Annotated in this window: 14 protein-coding genes; 11 read left to right on the top strand and 3 right to left on the bottom strand. The window is 47.6% G+C overall.

The genetic code is table 11. The features are described from left to right. Window positions 1-29: 29 nt before the first annotated feature. Both KEF85_RS10660 and KEF85_RS10655 read left to right on the top strand, forming a co-directional pair. Window positions 30-2,279: a cytochrome-c peroxidase gene (locus KEF85_RS10660; protein ID WP_215580353.1), complete on the top strand. Its 2,250-nt coding sequence runs from the start codon at window positions 30-32 to the stop codon at window positions 2,277-2,279. 30 nt (window positions 2,280-2,309) lie between these two features. Further along, window positions 2,310-3,047 carry a hypothetical protein gene (locus KEF85_RS10655; RefSeq protein WP_215580351.1) on the top strand — a complete coding sequence of 246 codons (738 nt, stop codon included), beginning with the start codon at window positions 2,310-2,312 and terminating at the stop codon, window positions 3,045-3,047. A gap of 106 nt (window positions 3,048-3,153) precedes the next feature. On the opposite strand, the gene KEF85_RS10650 is transcribed toward KEF85_RS10655, so the two are convergent. Further along, complete coding sequence (locus KEF85_RS10650) at window positions 3,154-5,328, bottom strand: glutamine synthetase III family protein (RefSeq protein ID WP_215580349.1); 2,175 nt, start codon at window positions 5,326-5,328, stop codon at window positions 3,154-3,156. A gap of 607 nt (window positions 5,329-5,935) precedes the next feature. On the opposite strand from KEF85_RS10650, the gene KEF85_RS10645 reads away from it, so the two are divergent. From KEF85_RS10645 to KEF85_RS10635, 3 genes are read left to right on the top strand one after another with little or no spacing between them, the layout of a single operon-like run. Further along, on the top strand, window positions 5,936-6,640 hold the full coding sequence (locus KEF85_RS10645) for a proteasome-type protease (protein WP_215585132.1): 705 nt from the start codon (window positions 5,936-5,938) through the stop codon (window positions 6,638-6,640). Between the two features lie 5 nt (window positions 6,641-6,645). Then, window positions 6,646-7,428 carry an N-formylglutamate amidohydrolase gene (locus tag KEF85_RS10640; protein ID WP_246534875.1) on the top strand — a complete coding sequence of 261 codons (783 nt, stop codon included), beginning with the start codon at window positions 6,646-6,648 and terminating at the stop codon, window positions 7,426-7,428. A gap of 51 nt (window positions 7,429-7,479) precedes the next feature. Beyond that, complete coding sequence (locus tag KEF85_RS10635) at window positions 7,480-8,316, top strand: transglutaminase-like domain-containing protein (protein ID WP_215580347.1); 837 nt, start codon at window positions 7,480-7,482, stop codon at window positions 8,314-8,316. 127 nt (window positions 8,317-8,443) lie between these two features. Here the strand turns inward: KEF85_RS10635 and KEF85_RS10630 are convergent, their stop codons facing one another. Beyond that, a complete protein-coding gene (locus tag KEF85_RS10630; RefSeq protein WP_215580346.1) occupies window positions 8,444-8,878 on the bottom strand; it encodes an NUDIX domain-containing protein in 435 nt (144 codons plus the stop codon). Between the two features lie 196 nt (window positions 8,879-9,074). Between KEF85_RS10630 and carA the strand changes: the two genes are divergently transcribed. Genes carA through greA form a run of 3 tightly spaced genes read left to right on the top strand, consistent with a single transcriptional unit; the run spans window position 9,075 to window position 13,949 of the window. Then, on the top strand, window positions 9,075-10,208 hold the full coding sequence (gene carA / locus KEF85_RS10625) for a glutamine-hydrolyzing carbamoyl-phosphate synthase small subunit (protein WP_215580344.1): 1,134 nt from the start codon (window positions 9,075-9,077) through the stop codon (window positions 10,206-10,208). Window positions 10,209-10,226: 18 nt separating this feature from the next. Beyond that, a complete protein-coding gene (carB, locus tag KEF85_RS10620) occupies window positions 10,227-13,454 on the top strand; it encodes a carbamoyl-phosphate synthase large subunit (RefSeq protein WP_215580341.1) in 3,228 nt (1,075 codons plus the stop codon). A gap of 18 nt (window positions 13,455-13,472) precedes the next feature. Continuing rightward, window positions 13,473-13,949, top strand: a complete 477-nt coding sequence (greA, locus tag KEF85_RS10615) for a transcription elongation factor GreA (RefSeq protein WP_215580328.1) — start codon at window positions 13,473-13,475, stop codon at window positions 13,947-13,949. Window positions 13,950-14,150: 201 nt separating this feature from the next. On the opposite strand, the gene KEF85_RS10610 is transcribed toward greA, so the two are convergent. After that, window positions 14,151-14,417, bottom strand: coding sequence for a YhbY family RNA-binding protein (locus KEF85_RS10610; protein WP_215580326.1), 267 nt, complete (start codon window positions 14,415-14,417; stop codon window positions 14,151-14,153). 50 nt (window positions 14,418-14,467) lie between these two features. Here KEF85_RS10610 and rlmE point away from each other — a divergent pair, with 50 nt between their 5' ends. The 3 genes from rlmE (at window position 14,468) to glmM (ending at window position 18,720) form a co-directional block, all read left to right on the top strand. Then, window positions 14,468-15,085: a 23S rRNA (uridine(2552)-2'-O)-methyltransferase RlmE gene (gene rlmE / locus KEF85_RS10605; protein ID WP_215580324.1), complete on the top strand. Its 618-nt coding sequence runs from the start codon at window positions 14,468-14,470 to the stop codon at window positions 15,083-15,085. A 310-nt stretch (window positions 15,086-15,395) separates the two neighbouring features. Continuing rightward, complete coding sequence (ftsH, locus tag KEF85_RS10600; RefSeq protein WP_215585128.1) at window positions 15,396-17,303, top strand: ATP-dependent zinc metalloprotease FtsH; 1,908 nt, start codon at window positions 15,396-15,398, stop codon at window positions 17,301-17,303. Window positions 17,304-17,379: 76 nt separating this feature from the next. Continuing rightward, complete coding sequence (glmM, locus tag KEF85_RS10595; RefSeq protein WP_215585126.1) at window positions 17,380-18,720, top strand: phosphoglucosamine mutase; 1,341 nt, start codon at window positions 17,380-17,382, stop codon at window positions 18,718-18,720. Window positions 18,721-18,739 lie beyond the last annotated feature (19 nt).

The following is an 18,739-nucleotide window of genomic DNA, read 5'->3' as shown; positions in this document are numbered from 1 at the left end:
GTTATTCATATTTTCAGGTAGTTTAAGTCATGCAAATCACTAAACTGATTTTTCAAGCTATTTTGCTTATACCGGTAATAGCATCGGCACACGGCCCACAACCGACGCCATTACAAAATGTGCCTATCCCGTCAGTACCGGGGTTGTTGGATAGCAATGATCCTATTGTGGTAGATAAGGCCAAAGCTATAGTGTTGGGTAAGGCGCTGTTTTGGGATGTTAATGTCGGCAGTGACGGTATGGCTTGCGCATCATGTCATTTTCATGCCGGTGCTGATCGGCGGGTAAAAAATCAACTGAATCCAGGCCAGAAAGGTTTGGATACCAATAGCCAGACATTCCAGCCATTAGCGTCAGGAGTGGTCGGCGGCCCAAATTACACTCTATCCGCTGCTGATTTCCCCAGCTTTGACTATCATGACCCTTTGCTTCAGTCTAGTGGGATCAGTTTTACCAGTGATGATGTAGTGGGTTCGGCGGGAACCTTCAGTGGCGAATATGCCAGCGTTAATCAATTTAGCGGCATGAATGATCAGTGTAAACGTGCTGCTGATCCAATATTTCATATCGGTGCAGTCGGCAGCAGGCGGGTAGAACCTAGAAATGCACCTTCTGTGATCAATGCTGTATTCAATCATCGTAATTTTTGGGATGGTCGGGCTAATAATATTTATAACGGTTTCAGTCCCTGGGGTGAGCGCGATCCCAATAATGGACTTTGGTTAAAAACCGGTGCTCGTAGTGTGATTCCGTATCGCTTGCATTTAGAAAATTCCTCTCTAGCTTCTCAGGCGATGGCTCCGGCACTGAATAATGTGGAAATGTCTTGTAATCAGCGTAACTGGCCAGAGATTGGTCGCAAATTATTGCTGAGACAACCTCTACAGAATCAGGCCGTACATCATGCAGACAGTGTGTTGGGTGTATATAGCTTAAGCAGTCTCGACAAGCAGCGACCGGGGTTGAATACCACTTATAAAAATTTGATCATGCAGGCATTTAATACCAAATTCTGGTCTTTCAGTGGCTCAGTCCCTATTCAGGTGCCCAGTGGTCATACGCCCTACAATCAAATGGAAGCCAATTTCTCCATGTTCTTTGGCTTGGCCCTGCAACTTTATCAAAGTACGCTGATATCTGATCAGTCGGAATTTGATCTTAGTCCGCGCGACCCCATTACGCTGGAGCCTACTTGGCAGGGGTTGGGTAAGACAGCGGATGAAATTAGTGCTTTGACAGATGGCTACGAAACCTTTTCTGCCGTGCATTGTAATCTTTGCCATTCCGGTCCGGCTTTTACTAAAGCGGCCATCGTTTTAAACAGCACACTGGTCACACCAAAGGCCAACTCCTACTACGGTTCGGCGGATTCACCAATTGCTTATGGATTGAACGCATTTGGTGATGGCTTGGCTGGGCAGGCTGCCGGCATTAGTCAAAATATCAGCCTGATCACGCGTGATACGGTGACGGCAGGCAGTCGGCTGCTGGATTTTGGCTTTGCCAATTCTGGCGTAAATGACCCCAACACAGATCCAGGGATTGCCGGTATCGATGATTTTGGTCATCCATTATCATTTGCCGATCAATACGTCGATTATTTGTTGGGTCAGTATGCTGCCGTGTTGGACCCAGGCGTTAAGACTGTACGAAGCTGCGATTTTATTGTGCCGCTCTCGGTTAATATCCCTGCAAGTTTTCCCGATAAATTCAGCAGTAGCGATGGTATTCAATTGGACGGTAGCCGGGAAAACAATTTGAGACAGCAAAACTGTAACTACAGCGCATATATTCCAACCATAGCAGCAGCCAATGCCGCGCTCATCTCCGCTCCGGCAAAACTGGCCGTGTCTAAGCAAGGTGTGTTCAAGGTGCCGAGTTTACGCAACGTGGAACTTACCGGCCCGTATATGCACAACGGCGGTATGGCGACACTGGAACAAGTTGTGGAGTTTTATACTAGAAAAGGCAATTTTAATAATCCTGACAAGCATTTAACTGTTAATCAGGTGCTTTTGCAGTTTGATGCCGGGCAGCGTGCGGATCTGGTGGCGTTTTTGAAGTCATTGACCGACAACCGGGTTCGATATGAAAAAGCACCATTTGATCACCCAGCGATTGCTGTACCGAACGGTCAAGTTGGCGATAATCGAGCGTTGATAGCTGGTAATGCCATGGCTGCGGGCTTGGCTAAAGATGAATATTTGCTGATTCCGGCGGTGGGTGCAGATGGGTCGCCAACTCCCTTGCTGGGCTTTGATACTTATCTGGCTCAATAATCACCAGCCTTAACCATTAGGTAGCTATATATGAACTTGAATTTTATTAACCCTAAATTTACCGGTGCGCTGCTGATATTTTATCTGCTCCATCCCGGTTTCAGCCAAGCCAGCAGCGCATTTGATTCTCAGGTTGCGTTAAATTTTTATGTAGACAGCATAACCAATCATAATGCATCCGGCGATCTAAGCGGTTTGACCATCCAGGCATCATTTCAGCAGGCAGATGCACCTGCGTCTTATGCATTGGTCAGTGGTGATGGCGAACTGACTGCGAACAATCCTAGTATAAATCCTACAGTACTCTCGCTTAGCAATCCTTTTCAAAACACATTTTCGGTTATAGGTAATGCAACCGATGGGGCAATTCAGTCCAGTACTGTTGGTTGGTATAGTGTGTTGTTGACCAATACCAGTTTGACCGATGTTTATAGCGTTGATTTATCGCTTGGCTATCATATTTCAGCTAATACTGGCGGTGAATTTGCGGATAGCGATGTGATTCTGGATGTGTATAGCGATACTAATCCCGACTTGGGGCAAGTATTTATCAACGCCAATACTATCAATCCATTGAATGCCCTTGCTGATGATGTATTTTCACCGTACCAACTTGATATTCCAACAAATTCATCGTTGGGTTTTTATGTGGATGTCACTATCAATGCAACGCTGCAAGCAAGTCCGGTACCTTTGCCGACAGTAACTTGGTGTTTTTTGTTGGGTGTACTTGGGTTTTTGGGTTTAGCCAAGCGAAACAGAACCTGAAAGATTAGTTTGTGATTGAGACCAGCAGTATAAGCCAGGCCAGCTATTATTGCTGGCCTGGCCTGGTTGGCTATGGTTAGCCTAGACAAATGCTTTGAGACAGCTGTTATTTAATAAACAGCATTTCCTGATAGGTTGGGAAAGGCCATAACTCATCAGAAATTTCACTTTCCAGCGCATCGGCGTACACGCGCACCTCGTCCATTAGCCGTCGGATGGTTTGTGCGCAGAATTGCAAGTGCTCCTCAATCGTAGCAAAATCATGCTGTTTCAATACAGCGCTTAATTTTGCCGAACTATCGGTCAATGAGCTTACCAGACTTGAAATTTGCACCAGACTGGCATTATCCAACTCCACTCCATTGCTTTTCAGGCTGGTCAGGGTAGTAGACAGATCAGACAAGTATTTAACCGCCGCCGGATAAATACCGGTTTTAGTCATGCTCACAACCAGTTTGGCTTCCACTTCTATTGCCAGGATATATTGCTCAGCGTAGATTTCAAAACGGCTGGCTAGTTCGACTGGTGATAACACGCCTAGTTTGTCGAATAAAGCTTCAATGTACGGTTCTTTGAGAATAGGCAGCGCATCCGCGGCGGTTTTCAAGTTTAATAAGCCGCGCTCTTCAACTGCTTTTTTATGCCATTCGGCAGAATAACCGTTACCGCCGAAGACTACCGCGCCGTGTTCATCGATAATGATTTTCAGTGTTTCCAAAATGGCAGTATCCAGTTCGGTACCGGCGGCCAATTTGCTTTCCAGGGTATCGGCAACCCAGCCCAGCGAATCAGCCAGAATGGTGTTCATGGTTACCAATGGGCCGGCTACTGATTGACCGGAACCCACAGCGCGAAACTCGAAGCGGTTGCCGGTAAAGGCAAAAGGTGAAGTCCGGTTGCGGTCGCCGGCATCTTTGCTGAATACCGGCAGGGTGGTGATGCCCAAATTCATCTGACCAGCATTGAGTGAGCCGGTAATCTTGCCATTGCTGATTTGTTCAAAAACGTTATCAAGCTGAGTACCCAGATAGACCGACATAATGGCTGGCGGAGCTTCATTAGCACCCAAACGATGGTCGTTGCTGGCGGTGGCGACCGCAGCACGCAATAATGGGCCGTATTTGTGTACGCCGCGTATAACTGCGCCGCAGAACAGCAGAAACTGAGTGTTGGAATGCGGGGTATGGCCGGGGTCAAGCAAATTGCCTTGCGTGGCGTTGCCCACCGACCAATTCACATGTTTGCCAGATCCATTAATGCCTTTAAACGGTTTTTCATGCAGCAGACAGACCAAACCGTGTTTTTTGGCGGTATTTTTTAAAACCGTCATTAACAATTGTTGATGGTCAGTGGCGACATTGGCAGATTCAAAAAACGGGGCTATTTCAAACTGACCAGGTGCAACTTCGTTATGGCGGGTTTTGGCAGGTATTCCCAGACGATATAGTTGCTCTTCCACATCTTGCATAAACACTTGGACGCGTTCTGGAATGGCGCCGAAATAATGGTCGTCAAATTGCTGGCCTTTAGCAGCAGGGGTACCAAACAGCGTGCGGCCAGCCAATAACAGGTCAGGACGATTGTTGACAAAATTAGCATCAACCAGAAAATATTCCTGTTCGGCACCACAGCTGGAATTAACCGGGGCAATGTCGGTATGACCCAGCAGCGATAGCACACGTTTTGCGGCTTTGTTCATTGCGGCATTGGAGCGCAGCAATGGTGTTTTCTTGTCCAGGGCTTCGCCGGTCCAGGAAATAAACACCGTAGGGATGCAAAGAGTTGCACCGTTATCGGTGGTCATAATATAGGCTGGGCTGGTGACATCCCATGCGGTATAACCGCGCGCCTCAAAAGTAGAGCGGATGCCGCCGTTAGGGAAAGATGAGCCGTCTGGCTCACCTTGAACCAGGACTTTGCCGCTGAATTCTGAAATGGTGGAACCATCGCTTTGCACGGAGATAAAACCATCATGTTTTTCCGCTGTAGCATTGGTCAAGGGATAAAATACATGAGCGTAATACAGTGCGCCTTTGGAGAGCGCCCAATCTTTCATGGCCAGAGCGACTACGTCTGCAATAGACACATCAAGCTCGGCACCGGCCTCTATGGTTTTCTTGACCGATTTAAAAACTTCTTTTGGTAAACTTTCCTTCATCTTGCTTAAGGTAAACACATCGCTCGACCATAAGCTGCTCAATGGCTCAGGCGCTTTGGGGGGCATGGGTTTACGATTGGTGATGTTTTGTACTGCTTGAACCCGCACTAAATTTCCAGTCATTTTTTTACCCTTAGTACTAAACTTTGATAATTAAGAATTAATTCCAACAGTTAGTATGCAATATTCGAACCTATTTTTTTGAGTTGTATCAACTTGTTCGCTATCATGCGCCAGCGCGTCATTGCTGGGGGTGTGTGAAATTATCGATGTCAATTAACGGGCATAATGGTGGTCTTTTTTAGTGCAAAAAATAAATTAATACTCATTTTGGTGCGTATGCTGGTTAAGCGGGAGGGCAGTGCCGGCTAAAAATATGTGTAATCAATGTAAATTGGCTGATTGGCCGGTATTGTCGAAGATAAGAGATTATAGGGCTATTGGTAGCCAATAAATCAATTCAGGAAAGTCGGTAGCCTGGTAAGCTTTAGCCGGGATATATGTGCGATAACGTACAGATTGGCTGCCGGCAAAACGGTAGACTCTTGCTAAGTCTTAAGTTCATATTATTGCCACCCCCTGGACGTTTGGGCGGGCATACTGAAAGATAATGCAATTTAGCAGGCTTGCTTATTTCGCCTGCTGATTTTTAGTTTTGGGTAAATGCCATAGGTTTAATTTTGATGAATCTGCACGCAGAACTGCGGTTTTGACCTACTGTATAGGTGTGATGTTAGATACTGGTCTGGTGTTCGCTTCGGATTCACGTACCCATGCCGGGGTGGATAATATTGCAAAATTTTGCAAAATGACCGTATTTTCACAAACGGATCAGCGCGTTATCGTACTGTTAAGCTCCGGTAATCTGGCGGGAACCCAAGCCGTTATCAGTGTGCTGAAACAGCGCAACGCCAAGCCTGGCGTGGCCAATCTGAGCAATGCCGAGTCTATGTTCGATGCGGTCACGCTGGTATCGGATGCTATGCGGGATGTTGATCGGCGTGACGGTCATTATCTGCAAGCCAGTGATTTGCATTTTAACGCTTCATTTATCATGGGTGGACAGATAGCAGGAGAAGTGCCGCGCTTGTTCAGGATTTACGCTCAAGGCAATTTTATTGAAGCCAGTCTGGAGACACCCTATTTGCAAACTGGGGAAACCAAATACGGCAAACCTATCATGGATAGAGTAATTACTCGTTCTACCTCCTTAAACGATGCGGCAAAATGTGTGCTGGTTTCTTTTGATTCCACAATGTGCAGCAATTTATCGGTGGGGATGCCGATAGATTTACTGGTCTATCAGCGTGACAGTCTGCAAGTGCGGATGTGCCGTCGTTTTGAGGAGAGAGATGAATATTTTATGGCACTGGGTAAGCAATGGACCGAAGGTACTCGCCAGGTGTTTAGGCACTTGCCCGATTTGGACTGGTAATTGTTTTGTCCAGTCCCGCTAATCCTTTGGCGTTTGCTCAACCGGATCGTCGGCAGCAGCGCCCTGGTTTGGTGATTAGTTGTGAGCATGGCGGCAATCAGATTCCGGCTCAATATCGTGAACTGTTTTCAGATCAGCAGGCACTGCTGGATAGTCATTGCGGTTTTGATGCTGGAGCGCTTTGCATAGCCAAGGACTTTGCAAAATCCTGTGCAGCGCCGTTGTTGAGCTCTACCACCAGTCGTTTATTGGTTGATCTAAATCGTTCTATTGGTCATCGCCGGCTACATGGTAAAACCATTGCAGAACTGCCGCCGACACCACGTCAGCAAATTTTAAGGCAATATTATCAGCCGTATCGAGAGCAAGTCGAGCGCTTGGTCAGGCAGGCCGTGCTTGAACATGGCCAAGTGCTGCATTTGTCCGTACACAGCTTTACCCCGGAACTGGAAGGTAAAGTCAGAAACGCCGACATCGGTTTGTTGTATGACCCTTGCCGGGTCGGCGAACTGGCCTTCTGCGCGCGTTGGCAGGCCGATTTGCACAACTGCCTACCTCATTTTCAGATTAGACGCAATTATCCTTATGCTGGTAAAAACGATGGTTTAACCACCTGGTTGCGGCGGCAGTTCTTAGCCGATGTTTATATTGGTATAGAACTGGAAATCAACCAAAAACATATTGTCAAGGCAGGCAGGCGCTGGAATGCTCTGCGTAAAGTGTTAACCGCATCACTATGCAGGGTGCTGGTCAACTCGTGTCTAGAGAATACCCATACCTCACAATAATTCAACTGTCAGAGTCTGCCGCAACGGCAGTGCTGGCTAAGGAGCATCACTATGAAAATACGCATTGGTTACGAATTGATTTATCATTGCCCCAAGCCCACTCCCATGATCTTAACCCTGAGTTTGCACTATACCCGCTTATCAGACATTATTATTCCGGACTATCTGGTTACGGATCCGCCGGTTGCGTTATCGGCTTATCGGGACAATTTTGGTAACTGGTGCAGCCGTATTGTTGCGCCGCAGGGGCGGTTGAAAATTTCTACGGATGCCTTGATTCGTGATACCGGTTTGGCGGATCAGGTGGCGCCGCAAGCCAGACAAATACCCATAGAAAATTTACCGGACGATACCCTGGTCTTTCTGTTAGGCAGTCGGTATTGTGAGACCGACCGGCTGTCTGAGATTGCCTGGCAGTTATTTGACAGAGCACCAACCGGATGGCAACGGGTACAGGCTATTTGTAACTTTGTTAATCAGCATATTACCTTCGGTTATCAATATGCCCGGAATACCAAAACGGCTTGGGAGGCCTATCAAGAGCGCAATGGGGTTTGTCGTGACTATGCGCATTTAGCCATTGCTTTTTGTCGCTGCATGAACATACCGGCCAGATATTGCAGCGGGTATTTAGGTGATATGGGTATCCCGCCTCCCTATGGTGTAATGGATTTTGCCGGTTGGTTTGAAGCTTATCTGGATGGTCATTGGTACACTTTTGATCCGCGCAATAACATACCTCGTATCGGCCGAGTGTTAATTGCCAGAGGCCGAGATGCTGCCGATGTGGCTATCAGTTGTAGCTTTGGTCCTAATACCCTAGAAAGCTTTACGGTTAGAACTGATGAGGTGCTTGAATTTGGCACTGGCTTAAAAGCAGTTGGATAAATTTAACACCCTAAATTTCTTGGCAGTGATAAATGTTAAGGTTTGGGCTGGTGGGCTGGAGCGTATACCATTGACTCGGCTTTCAATTTTTTGATTGAGGTCGGCAAAACCGCTAGTAAAACGGACATTATACTCGCAACGGGGTTAAGGCTCCGGTTTCCCGATAACGCCGGTAATCTGCCAAGACCAGGGCGTGGTCAAAGGCTAATGCCGGCAGATTGTCAAAAGTGAACAATCCGTAGTTTTTGGCATCATCAGCGGCCAGTGGCGTACCATGGGCCTGAGCAACATACACCGCAGTAGCGGTATGATTGCGCGGATCGCGAGCTGGATTGGAGTAAATGCCCAGCAAAGCTGTTAAGTTAACTGTCAATCCGGTTTCTTCCCGCATTTCCCGGATCGCCGCATGTTCTACCGTTTCGCCGACATCAACAAAGCCGCCCGGAATCGCCCAACCCAGTGGCGGATAGGCTCGTTCAATCAGTACAAAAGGCCGGTTAGGGTAGTCCAGTAATTCGATAATGGCATCGGCAGCTAATAAAGGTGTAATCGGTTTCGACATAAAGACCTTGAGATGAACGTTAAAACTGCCAATAATAGTAACCCGGATGCCAACTTGTCGGAAAGAGATTTCCCCGGCAAAAAATTGTTAGTGACCTGATGGCTATTATTTCGTAAAATTAGCGGCGTATATATCTTACCAGAACGGGATTAGTCGTCAGGCTTGTCCCGTTTTCTACATCTAAAGGTGACCAATTTTGAATAAACCCGCATTACTGGTATTGGAAGATGGGACAGTTTTTCACGGCAAAGCCATTGGTGCCGATGGCTGTTCTGTTGGGGAAGTCGTCTTTAACACGGCATTGACCGGCTATCAGGAAATTCTCAGCGATCCTTCTTACGCTCGGCAAATCATCACGCTTACTTATCCGCATATCGGCAATGTCGGCACTAATCCCGAGGATGATGAGTCAATTGGGGTATTTGCCAGTGGTTTGGTGATCCGAGATTTACCGTTATTAGCCCAAAATTGGCGCAATCGCCAAAATCTGCCGGAATATCTGCGCCAACGCAATGTAGTGGCCATCGCTGATATTGATACCCGTCAGTTAACCCGTATCCTACGCGATAAAGGTGCACAACGCGGCTGTATCATGGCTGGGGATTATGTTGATGTTGATGCCGCCCTGCAATCTATTGCCGGTTTTTCCGGACTTCAGGGCCTGGATTTGGCCAAGGAAGTGACTACCTCAACTCAGTATGAATGGACAGAAAATGTTTGGGATTTGACTGATGGTTACAGTCAGGCCAGTAATCTGCCCAGACATGTGGTGGCTTACGATTTTGGCATCAAGCGCAATATTTTGCGCCTGCTGGTTAATCGGGGCTGCCGGGTTACCGTAGTGCCTGCCACCACGTCGGCTGCAGATGTGCTGGCTTTAAAGCCGGACGGTGTATTTCTCTCAAATGGCCCAGGGGATCCAGAGCCGTGTACTTATGCTATCGAGGCCATCAAAACCATTCTGGCCGAAAAAGTACCGGTGTTTGGCATTTGTTTGGGGCATCAATTGCTGGCATTGGCCAGTGGTGCAAAAACGCTGAAAATGAAATTCGGCCATCATGGTGCCAACCATCCTGTGCAGCATATCGACTCTGGCCGGGTCATGATCAGTAGCCAGAATCATGGCTTTGCTGTGAATGCCGATTCACTGCCTGCCAATGTTCGCGCCACCTACATTTCCCTGTTTGACGGCAGTTTGCAAGGCATAGAACGTACCGATTGCCCAGCCTTCAGTTTTCAAGGCCATCCAGAGGCCAGCCCAGGGCCGCATGATGTTGAATCCTTATTCGATGATTTCGTGGCTTTGATCAACTCATCGCCTTCCGCCTAGTTTGACAGACAGAGTAATATGCCAAAAAGAACTGACATAAAATCGATTTTATTAATAGGTGCCGGGCCCATCGTTATTGGACAGGCCTGCGAATTCGACTACTCCGGTACTCAGGCCTGTAAGGCCTTGCGTGAAGAGGGTTACCGGGTGATTCTGGTCAACTCCAATCCGGCCACTATTATGACTGACCCCGATATGGCCGATGTGATCTACATTGAGCCTATCAATTGGCAAACCGTCGAAAAAATTATCGCCAAAGAAAGACCGGATGCGATTTTGCCCACCATGGGTGGCCAAACTGCACTGAATTGTGCGCTGGCGCTGGATAAGCACGGTGTGCTGGAAAAATACGGCGTGGAAATGATAGGCGCAACCAAGGAAGCCATCAACAAAGCCGAAGACCGCGCCCTGTTTAATGTGGCTATGCGTAAAATCGGTTTGAATGTTGCCAAATCCAATGTTGCCCACAATATGGAAGAGGCCTTTGCTGCGCAGGAACAAGTCGGTTATCCCACCATTATCCGTCCATCATTCACCATGGGCGGCAGCGGCGGCGGGATTGCCTATAATCGTGAAGAATTTATTGAAATTTGCGAACGCGGCCTGTCCTTGTCGCCTACCAATGAGTTACTCATTGAAGAGTCGGTACTGGGCTGGAAAGAGTTTGAAATGGAAGTGGTGCGTGATCACAAAGACAATTGCATCATTGTCTGCGCCATCGAAAACTTTGACCCTATGGGGGTTCATACCGGTGACTCCATCACTGTGGCGCCGGCTCAAACCCTTACCGATAAAGAATATCAAATCCTGCGTGATGCTTCATTGGCAGTGTTACGCGAAATTGGGGTCGATACTGGTGGTTCCAACGTCCAGTTTGCCGTCAATCCCGACGATGGCCGGTTGATCGTGATTGAAATGAACCCCAGGGTATCACGCTCTTCAGCGTTGGCCTCCAAAGCCACCGGTTTCCCTATTGCCAAAGTTGCTGCCAAACTGGCAGTCGGCTATACCCTAGACGAACTGCGTAACGAAATTACCGACGGTAAAACCCCTGCTTCATTCGAGCCATCGATAGACTATGTGGTAACCAAAGTGCCGCGTTTTGCATTTGAAAAATTCCCGCAAGCTAACGACAGACTGACCACTCAAATGAAGTCTGTGGGTGAAGTCATGGCTATAGGCCGCACCTTTCAGGAGTCCTTGCAAAAAGCCTTGCGTGGTCTCGAAGTCGGCGTATTTGGTTTGGACGAAATCACCGATTTAAACGATGAGGGCAGTCAGGACACCATACTCAGGGAGCTGCGTTATCCTGGTCCCCAACGTATCTGGTATCTGGCCGATGCTTTTCGCAGTGGTCTCAGTTTTGAGGAAATTCATCAGGCTTGCAAAATTGATCCCTGGTTTTTAGCCCAAGTCGAAGATTTGATACTCACCGAACAAGGCTTGGCCAGCAAAACCCTGGCTACTCTGGAAGTAGGCGAATTATACCAATTAAAACGTAAAGGCTTTGCCGATGCCCGGCTGGCCAAATTGCTGGGTACCCAGGAATCTGATGTGCGGAACAGTCGCCACAAACAGGGAATTCGTCCGGTATATAAACGTATTGATTCCTGTGCGGCCGAATTCAGTTCAGATACCGCCTACATGTATTCAACCTACGAACAGGAATGTGAAGCCAACCCTTCAGATCGGGAAAAAATCATCATTCTAGGTGGCGGCCCCAACCGTATTGGTCAGGGTATAGAATTTGATTATTGCTGCGTACATGCTGCATTGGCTTTGCGTGAAGATGGTTATGAAACTATCATGATCAACTGCAATCCAGAAACCGTTTCCACCGATTTTGATACGTCTGACCGGCTGTATTTTGAATCATTAACACTTGAAGACGTGCTGGAGATTGTCGATCTGGAAAAGCCCAAAGGTGTTATCGTCCAGTATGGTGGCCAAACGCCGCTGAAACTGGCCAGAGCCTTGGAAGCTGCCGGCGCACCGATTATCGGTACTTCGCCCGACTCCATTGATTTGGCTGAAGATCGCGAACGCTTCCAGAAATTGCTGGAACGTCTGAATTTATTGCAACCGCCCAACGCCACTGCCCGATCAGTAGAGCAAGCCCTGGTTGCGGCCAAAGAAATCGGTTTTCCCTTGGTTGTGCGACCCTCCTATGTTTTGGGTGGTCGAGCGATGGAAATCGTTATCAACGAAGAAGGCTTGCGGCGCTATATGAAAGAAGCCGTCAGCGTTTCCAATGATTCACCAGTGTTACTGGATCGTTTTCTGGATGATGCAGTGGAAATGGATGTCGACGCCATATATGATGGCGAAACAGTGCTGATTGGCGGCTTGATGGAACATATTGAGCAGGCTGGCGTGCATTCCGGTGACTCGGCTTGCTCCATTCCGCCCTATGATTTACCGGCCCATATTCAGGATGTTTTGCGCACCCAGGTGGCTAAAATGGCAGAAGCCTTGGGTGTGCGCGGCTTAATGAATACCCAGTTTGCCATTCAAGGCGAAACTGTCTACGTACTGGAAGTGAATCCACGTGCTTCCAGAACGGTGCCGTTTGTTTCTAAAGCCACTGGTTACCCATTGGCCAAAATTGCCGCACGCTGCATGGCGGGGCAGACCCTAAAGCAACAGGGTGTTACCAAAGAGCGAATCCCCAGCTTTTACTCCGTGAAAGAAGCGGTATTTCCATTTATTAAATTCCCTGGTGTTGATCCATTGCTGGGTCCAGAAATGAAATCCACCGGTGAAGTCATGGGCGTGGGTAAAACCTTCGGCGAAGCATTTGCCAAATCCCAATTTGCTGCTGGCGTGGAATTGAATCATACCGGTAAAGCTTTAATCAGTATCCGCGATGCCGATAAGGCCAAATTGCCCGAACTGGCGCGGATGCTGATTGCTAAAAACTATGAAATTGTGGCGACTCCAGGTACAGCCAAGGTATTAAAAGAAGCTGGAATAGCCTGCCAGGAAGTGTACAAGGTTAATCAAGGTAGGCCACATGTGGTTGATATGATTAAAAATGGCGAAATACACCTGGTGTTAAATACCACTGAAGGCGTTAAAGCTGTGGCGGATTCCTTTACCATGCGCCGTGAAGCCTTACAACGCAAAGTAAGTTATTACACCACCATGGCCGGGGCTAAAGCAGCTTGCTTTGCCTTGGGTGAGCTTTCTGCCGGTGATGTAAATCGCTTGCATGATTTGCACGCTACATTTTTGACGGAAGAATAAAGTTTTCAGGAGTTGTATATGATCAAGGTACCGTTAACCGTGGCTGGAGCCAATAAATTACGGGCAGAACTCGATGAATTGAAATCTGTGGTCAGACCCAGAATCATTCAGGCTATTTCTACCGCACGTGAACACGGCGATTTAAAGGAAAATGCCGAATATCATGCTGCCCGGGAACAACAAAGTTTTGCCGAAGGTCGAATTGCCGAAATTGAAAGCAAGTTGTCCAATGCCCATATCATCGATGTCACCAAAACCGATGCCAATGGTAAGGTGGTATTTGGGGCGACTGTGGAAATAGAGGCTGTAGATAGTGGTAAAGTCGTTATCTATCAGATCGTTGGTGAAGATGAAGCCAGTATCAAAGAGGGGCGGATTTCGGTAGGTTCGCCGATAGCAAGGGCGCTGATCGGTAAACGGGTTGAAGACAGCGTTATCGTCAAGGCACCTGGCGGCGATGTGGAGTATGAAATCATTTCCATCCAGTATATTTAACTGCTAACACAGCAATAGCCTGTTACATACCATATAGCAGGCTATTGAATGCAAAAATATAGGTACTGAACAGTGGTTTGTTGGTAAAGCAGGTACGAGAACAATCATCGCTTACTAAGATCAAAAGATTTCAGCCCCTTAGGTTACATCAACCATGCAAATGCAGCGGCAGATATAACCGGTACAGCTTGATATTGCGGCTTATTTCTGCGGATTTTTCCGGTACAACACTGCTATTTGGCCGATAGCCTGAATCTGTTCAGCCAGAGTCTGACTGCAAATTTCTGCTGATATCAGTTGACGATCCACTTTTTCGGCACGAATTTTCACTTTTATAAGTTCGTGTGTATCCAGTGCCAGATTAATTTCCTTTAACACTGCATCAGTCAAACCCGCCTGACCGATCATCACTACCGGGTTTAAAGCATGGGCCAAGGCTTTTAATTTTTTCTTTTCAATAGGACTCACTCTGTTTCCTTAAACGTAATTAACTCGACAATTTTACACCAATCGAAAATATGGCACGCAGCAAAAGCAGTCCACAATGGTTGCAGGAACATTTTCACGACGAATATGTCAAAAAAGCCCAAGCTTTGGGATACCGTTCAAGAGCTGTATTCAAACTTATTGAAATTCAGGAAAAAGACAAAATTATCCGGCCAGGCATGAATGTAGTCGATTTGGGTGCTGCACCGGGGGGTTGGTCGGAATATGCCAGCAAGATAGTCGGTAAAAATGCCAAAGTGGTCGCGCTGGATTTGCTGGATATAGAGCCAATTCCCGGTGTCGATTTTATCCAGGGCGATTTTCGCGAACAGGAAGTACTGGATCAACTCTATAAAGTTTTGGACAATCAACCGGTGGACTTGTTATTGTCGGACATGGCCCCCAATATAAGTGGTAACCGGGAAATGGATCAACCAAAATCCATTTATCTTGGCGAGCTGGCATTGGATGCTGCGCAAGCAATTTTGCACAAAGGCGGTACGTTTTTGATCAAAATGTTTCAGGGTGCTGGTTTCGATGCCTATCATCAGCAGGTGAAGCAACAGTTCAACAGTGTAGTGATTCGTAAACCTAAAGCCTCCCGACCCCGCAGTAATGAAGTATATATATTGGCAAAAGGCTATAAATAATACGCCACAGTCCATAATCAGGAATTTTTGCTAATACGTGGTATGTTATAAATTAGTGGGTGTTCTATTAGCGGTATAGGCTGGGTTAAATTTGATTGATGGCTTAACTGGTGTGTTTGGTGTTTTTGTGCGCCAAATTGGGCTGCACGGCTTGAAGTGTAACGGGTTTAAGAGTATCTTTGCTCGATATAAGAGCAAGTCGCTTGTCATAGTGTTTGGATGCCAGGCTGGAACGCAAGTAATCCTGATATAATTACTTGGTTTTTAAAATCTAGGGCCAATTAAGGCCGGAGCGCGTAACTTGAGCGATATGTTAAAAAATGTGGTGTTGTGGGTGGTCATCGCCGTGGTATTAATGGCGGTGTTCAATAATTTCGGTTCCAGAACCGTCAGAACCGACTCAACCTTGTCTTATTCGCAACTGATAGACGCGGTCAAAGCTGGACAGGTACAGCAAGTACAGATCGCCGACAATACTGTCAAGGGTCGTATGCAGACCGGCGAAAAGTTTAAAACCTATATGCCGAATGATCCGCACCTGATCGACGATTTATTGGGCAATGGTGTGGAAATTAATGTCCAGCCGCCTGAAGAACCGTCCATGCTTATGCAGATTTTCGTCTCGTTTGGGCCGATCTTGCTGCTGATAGCGGTATGGGTGTTTTTTATGCGCCAAATGCAGGGTGGTGGTGTTGGTGGTCGTGGCGGTGCAATGGGTTTTGGCAAAAGCAAAGCTCGCATGCTGGATATGGATCAAAACAAAGTCACCTTTGCCGATGTTGCCGGTTGTGATGAGGCCAAAGAAGAAGTCGAAGAAATGGTCGATTTCTTGAAAGATCCGGCCAAATATCAAAAACTTGGCGGTAAAGTACCGCGTGGCGCACTGATGGTTGGTCCTCCTGGAACAGGTAAAACCTTGTTGGCCCGGGCTATTGCCGGCGAAGCCAAAGTACCGTTTTTTACCATATCCGGTTCGGATTTTGTGGAAATGTTTGTTGGTGTGGGCGCATCGCGGGTTCGGGACATGTTCGAACAAGCTAAAAAACATGCCCCCTGCATCATATTTATTGACGAAATAGACGCAGTAGGCCGCTCACGTGGCGCTGGTCTGGGTGGCGGCAACGACGAACGAGAACAAACGCTTAACCAGTTGCTGGTGGAAATGGACGGCTTTGAAGGTCACGAAGGCATTATCGTTATCGCAGCCACTAACCGTGCAGATGTGCTGGATAAAGCTTTGTTACGTCCGGGCCGTTTCGACCGTCAAGTGGTAGTCGGTTTACCGGATGTGCGGGGTCGTGAACAAATTCTTAATGTGCATTTGAAAAAAGTGCCTGCATCAGACGATGTTAAAATTAAATATATCGCTCAAGGCACACCAGGTTTTTCCGGTGCCGATTTAGCCAATCTGGTTAATGAGGCTGCTTTGTTTGCTGCGCGTTTGAATAAACGTCTGGTCAGTATGGTGGATTTGGAAAAAGCCAAAGACAAACTGATTATGGGTGCGGAAAGACGCTCCATGGTGATGGACGAAAAAGAAAAACGCATGACCGCTTACCATGAAGCTGGTCATGCCATCGTCGGTCGTCTGGTGCCGGAACATGATCCAGTATACAAAGTCAGCATCATGCCGCGTGGCCGCGCTCTGGGTGTGACCATGTTCTTGCCTGAGCGTGATCAATACAGCGCCAGCAAATGCAAGTTGGACAGCATGATCTCCAGCCTCTACGGTGGTCGGATTGCCGAAGAACTGATATTCGGCTGGGAGCAGGTATCTACCGGAGCCTCCAACGATATCGAACGGGCCACCGAACTGGCACGCAATATGGTTACCAAATGGGGCTTGTCGCAACGCCTGGGGCCATTGGCGTATAGCGAAGAAGAAGGAGAGGTGTTCCTGGGCCGTTCCGTAACTCAGCATAAATCAGTGGCTGAAGAAACTTCGCATACCATAGATGAAGAAATTCGCTCTATCATTGACAGAAACTATGAAAGAGCGGAAAAAATTCTCAAAGAAAATGAAGATATTCTTCACGCTATGTCAGCGGCTTTGATGAAATATGAAACCATAGATAAATATCAAATTGATGATTTGATGAATCGCATTCCAGTGCGTGACCCTAAAGGTTGGGACGACACTCCATCCTCTAGCGGTGGTGTTACCGTTGATCATTGGGATCAAGGTGCGCCATTGGGTGGAGCCACTGAACAAGGTTAAGATTTAGTATTAAACTGAATCGAGAGAGGCTTAGGCCTCTCTTTTTTTTGTGCAGGAAACGTAGTAATAAATGAGTATGGCTAAAAAGTATTTTGGAACCGATGGGATACGCGGCAAAGTTGGTGAATATCCCATCACTGTTGATTTTATGTTAAAACTGGGCTGGGCTGCCGGACGGGTATTTGCCAAAGAAGGCAGCGGCTTTGTGCTGGTGGGTAAAGATACCCGTATTTCCGGCTATATGTTTGAATCGGCACTGGAAGCCGGTTTATCGGCGGCTGGTGTGGATACCCGCATGTTAGGGCCTATGCCCACCCCGGCTATTGCCTATCTGACCCGTACCCTAAGGGCCCGGGCCGGTATAGTGATTAGTGCTTCGCATAATCCTTATTACGATAACGGCATCAAATTTTTCTCGATTAACGGCACCAAGCTACCGGATGAAATTGAGAAAAAAATAGAACATTATCTGGATGCACCAATGACGACTGTTGAGTCGGCCAGACTGGGCAAAGTCAAGCGTATTACTGATGCCGCGGGCCGTTACATCGAATTTTGTAAGGCCACCGTACCTACCCAGCTGGATTTTAAAGGCATGCGACTAGTCATCGATTGTGCCAACGGCGCCACCTATCATATAGCGCCTCATGTGTTCCGCGAAGTCGGCGCAGAAGTGGTAGCCATTTCTGCTGAGCCTAATGGTCTGAATATTAATGATGAATGCGGTGCTACCAAACCCGAAACACTGGCGCAAAAGGTGCTGGAATTTCGGGCAGACTTGGGTATAGCCCTGGATGGTGATGGCGACCGGGTGATTATGGTAGATGACAAGGGCGAAATTGTCGATGGTGACGAATTAATCTATATCATCGCCAAATCCCTGATAGATCAAGGCAAATTAACCGGCCCGGTGGTCGGTACGCTGATGTCCAATCTGGGGATGGAGCATGCCCTGGGCAAACTGGGCATCCCCCTGCTGCGCGCCAATGTTGGCGATCGTTATGTCATGGAAATGCTGCTGGAACACGGCGGCAAACTGGGTGGCGAAGGTTCTGGGCATATTATCTGCCTGGATAAAACCACCACCGGCGATGGAATTGTTGCCGCCCTGCAGGTGCTGGCGGAAATGCAGCGTACCGGTAAAAGTCTGCACGAACTGAAGTCGGGCATGAGTAAATATCCGCAGGTACTACTCAACATCAAAACCGACAGAAAAGTCCAGATTGATAAACTGACCGGCATGAAAGCCGCTGTGGCCGATGTCGAGAAAAAACTGGGTGACAAGGGCAGGGTATTGCTCAGATCATCTGGTACCGAGCCTTTGGTCAGAGTTATGGTGGAAGGCGTGGATGCCGATGATGTGAAAAAATATGCTCAGCAACTGGCGAACGATGTTAAAACCGCAATCGCATCTTGAACAGAAACGCTGCAGCGTA

Source organism: Methylomonas paludis, from assembly GCF_018734325.1.
Classification (GTDB): domain Bacteria; phylum Pseudomonadota; class Gammaproteobacteria; order Methylococcales; family Methylomonadaceae; genus Methylomonas; species Methylomonas paludis.
The sequence above is the reverse complement of the archived record's forward strand: the minus strand, read 5'-3'. Positions and strand labels throughout refer to the sequence as shown.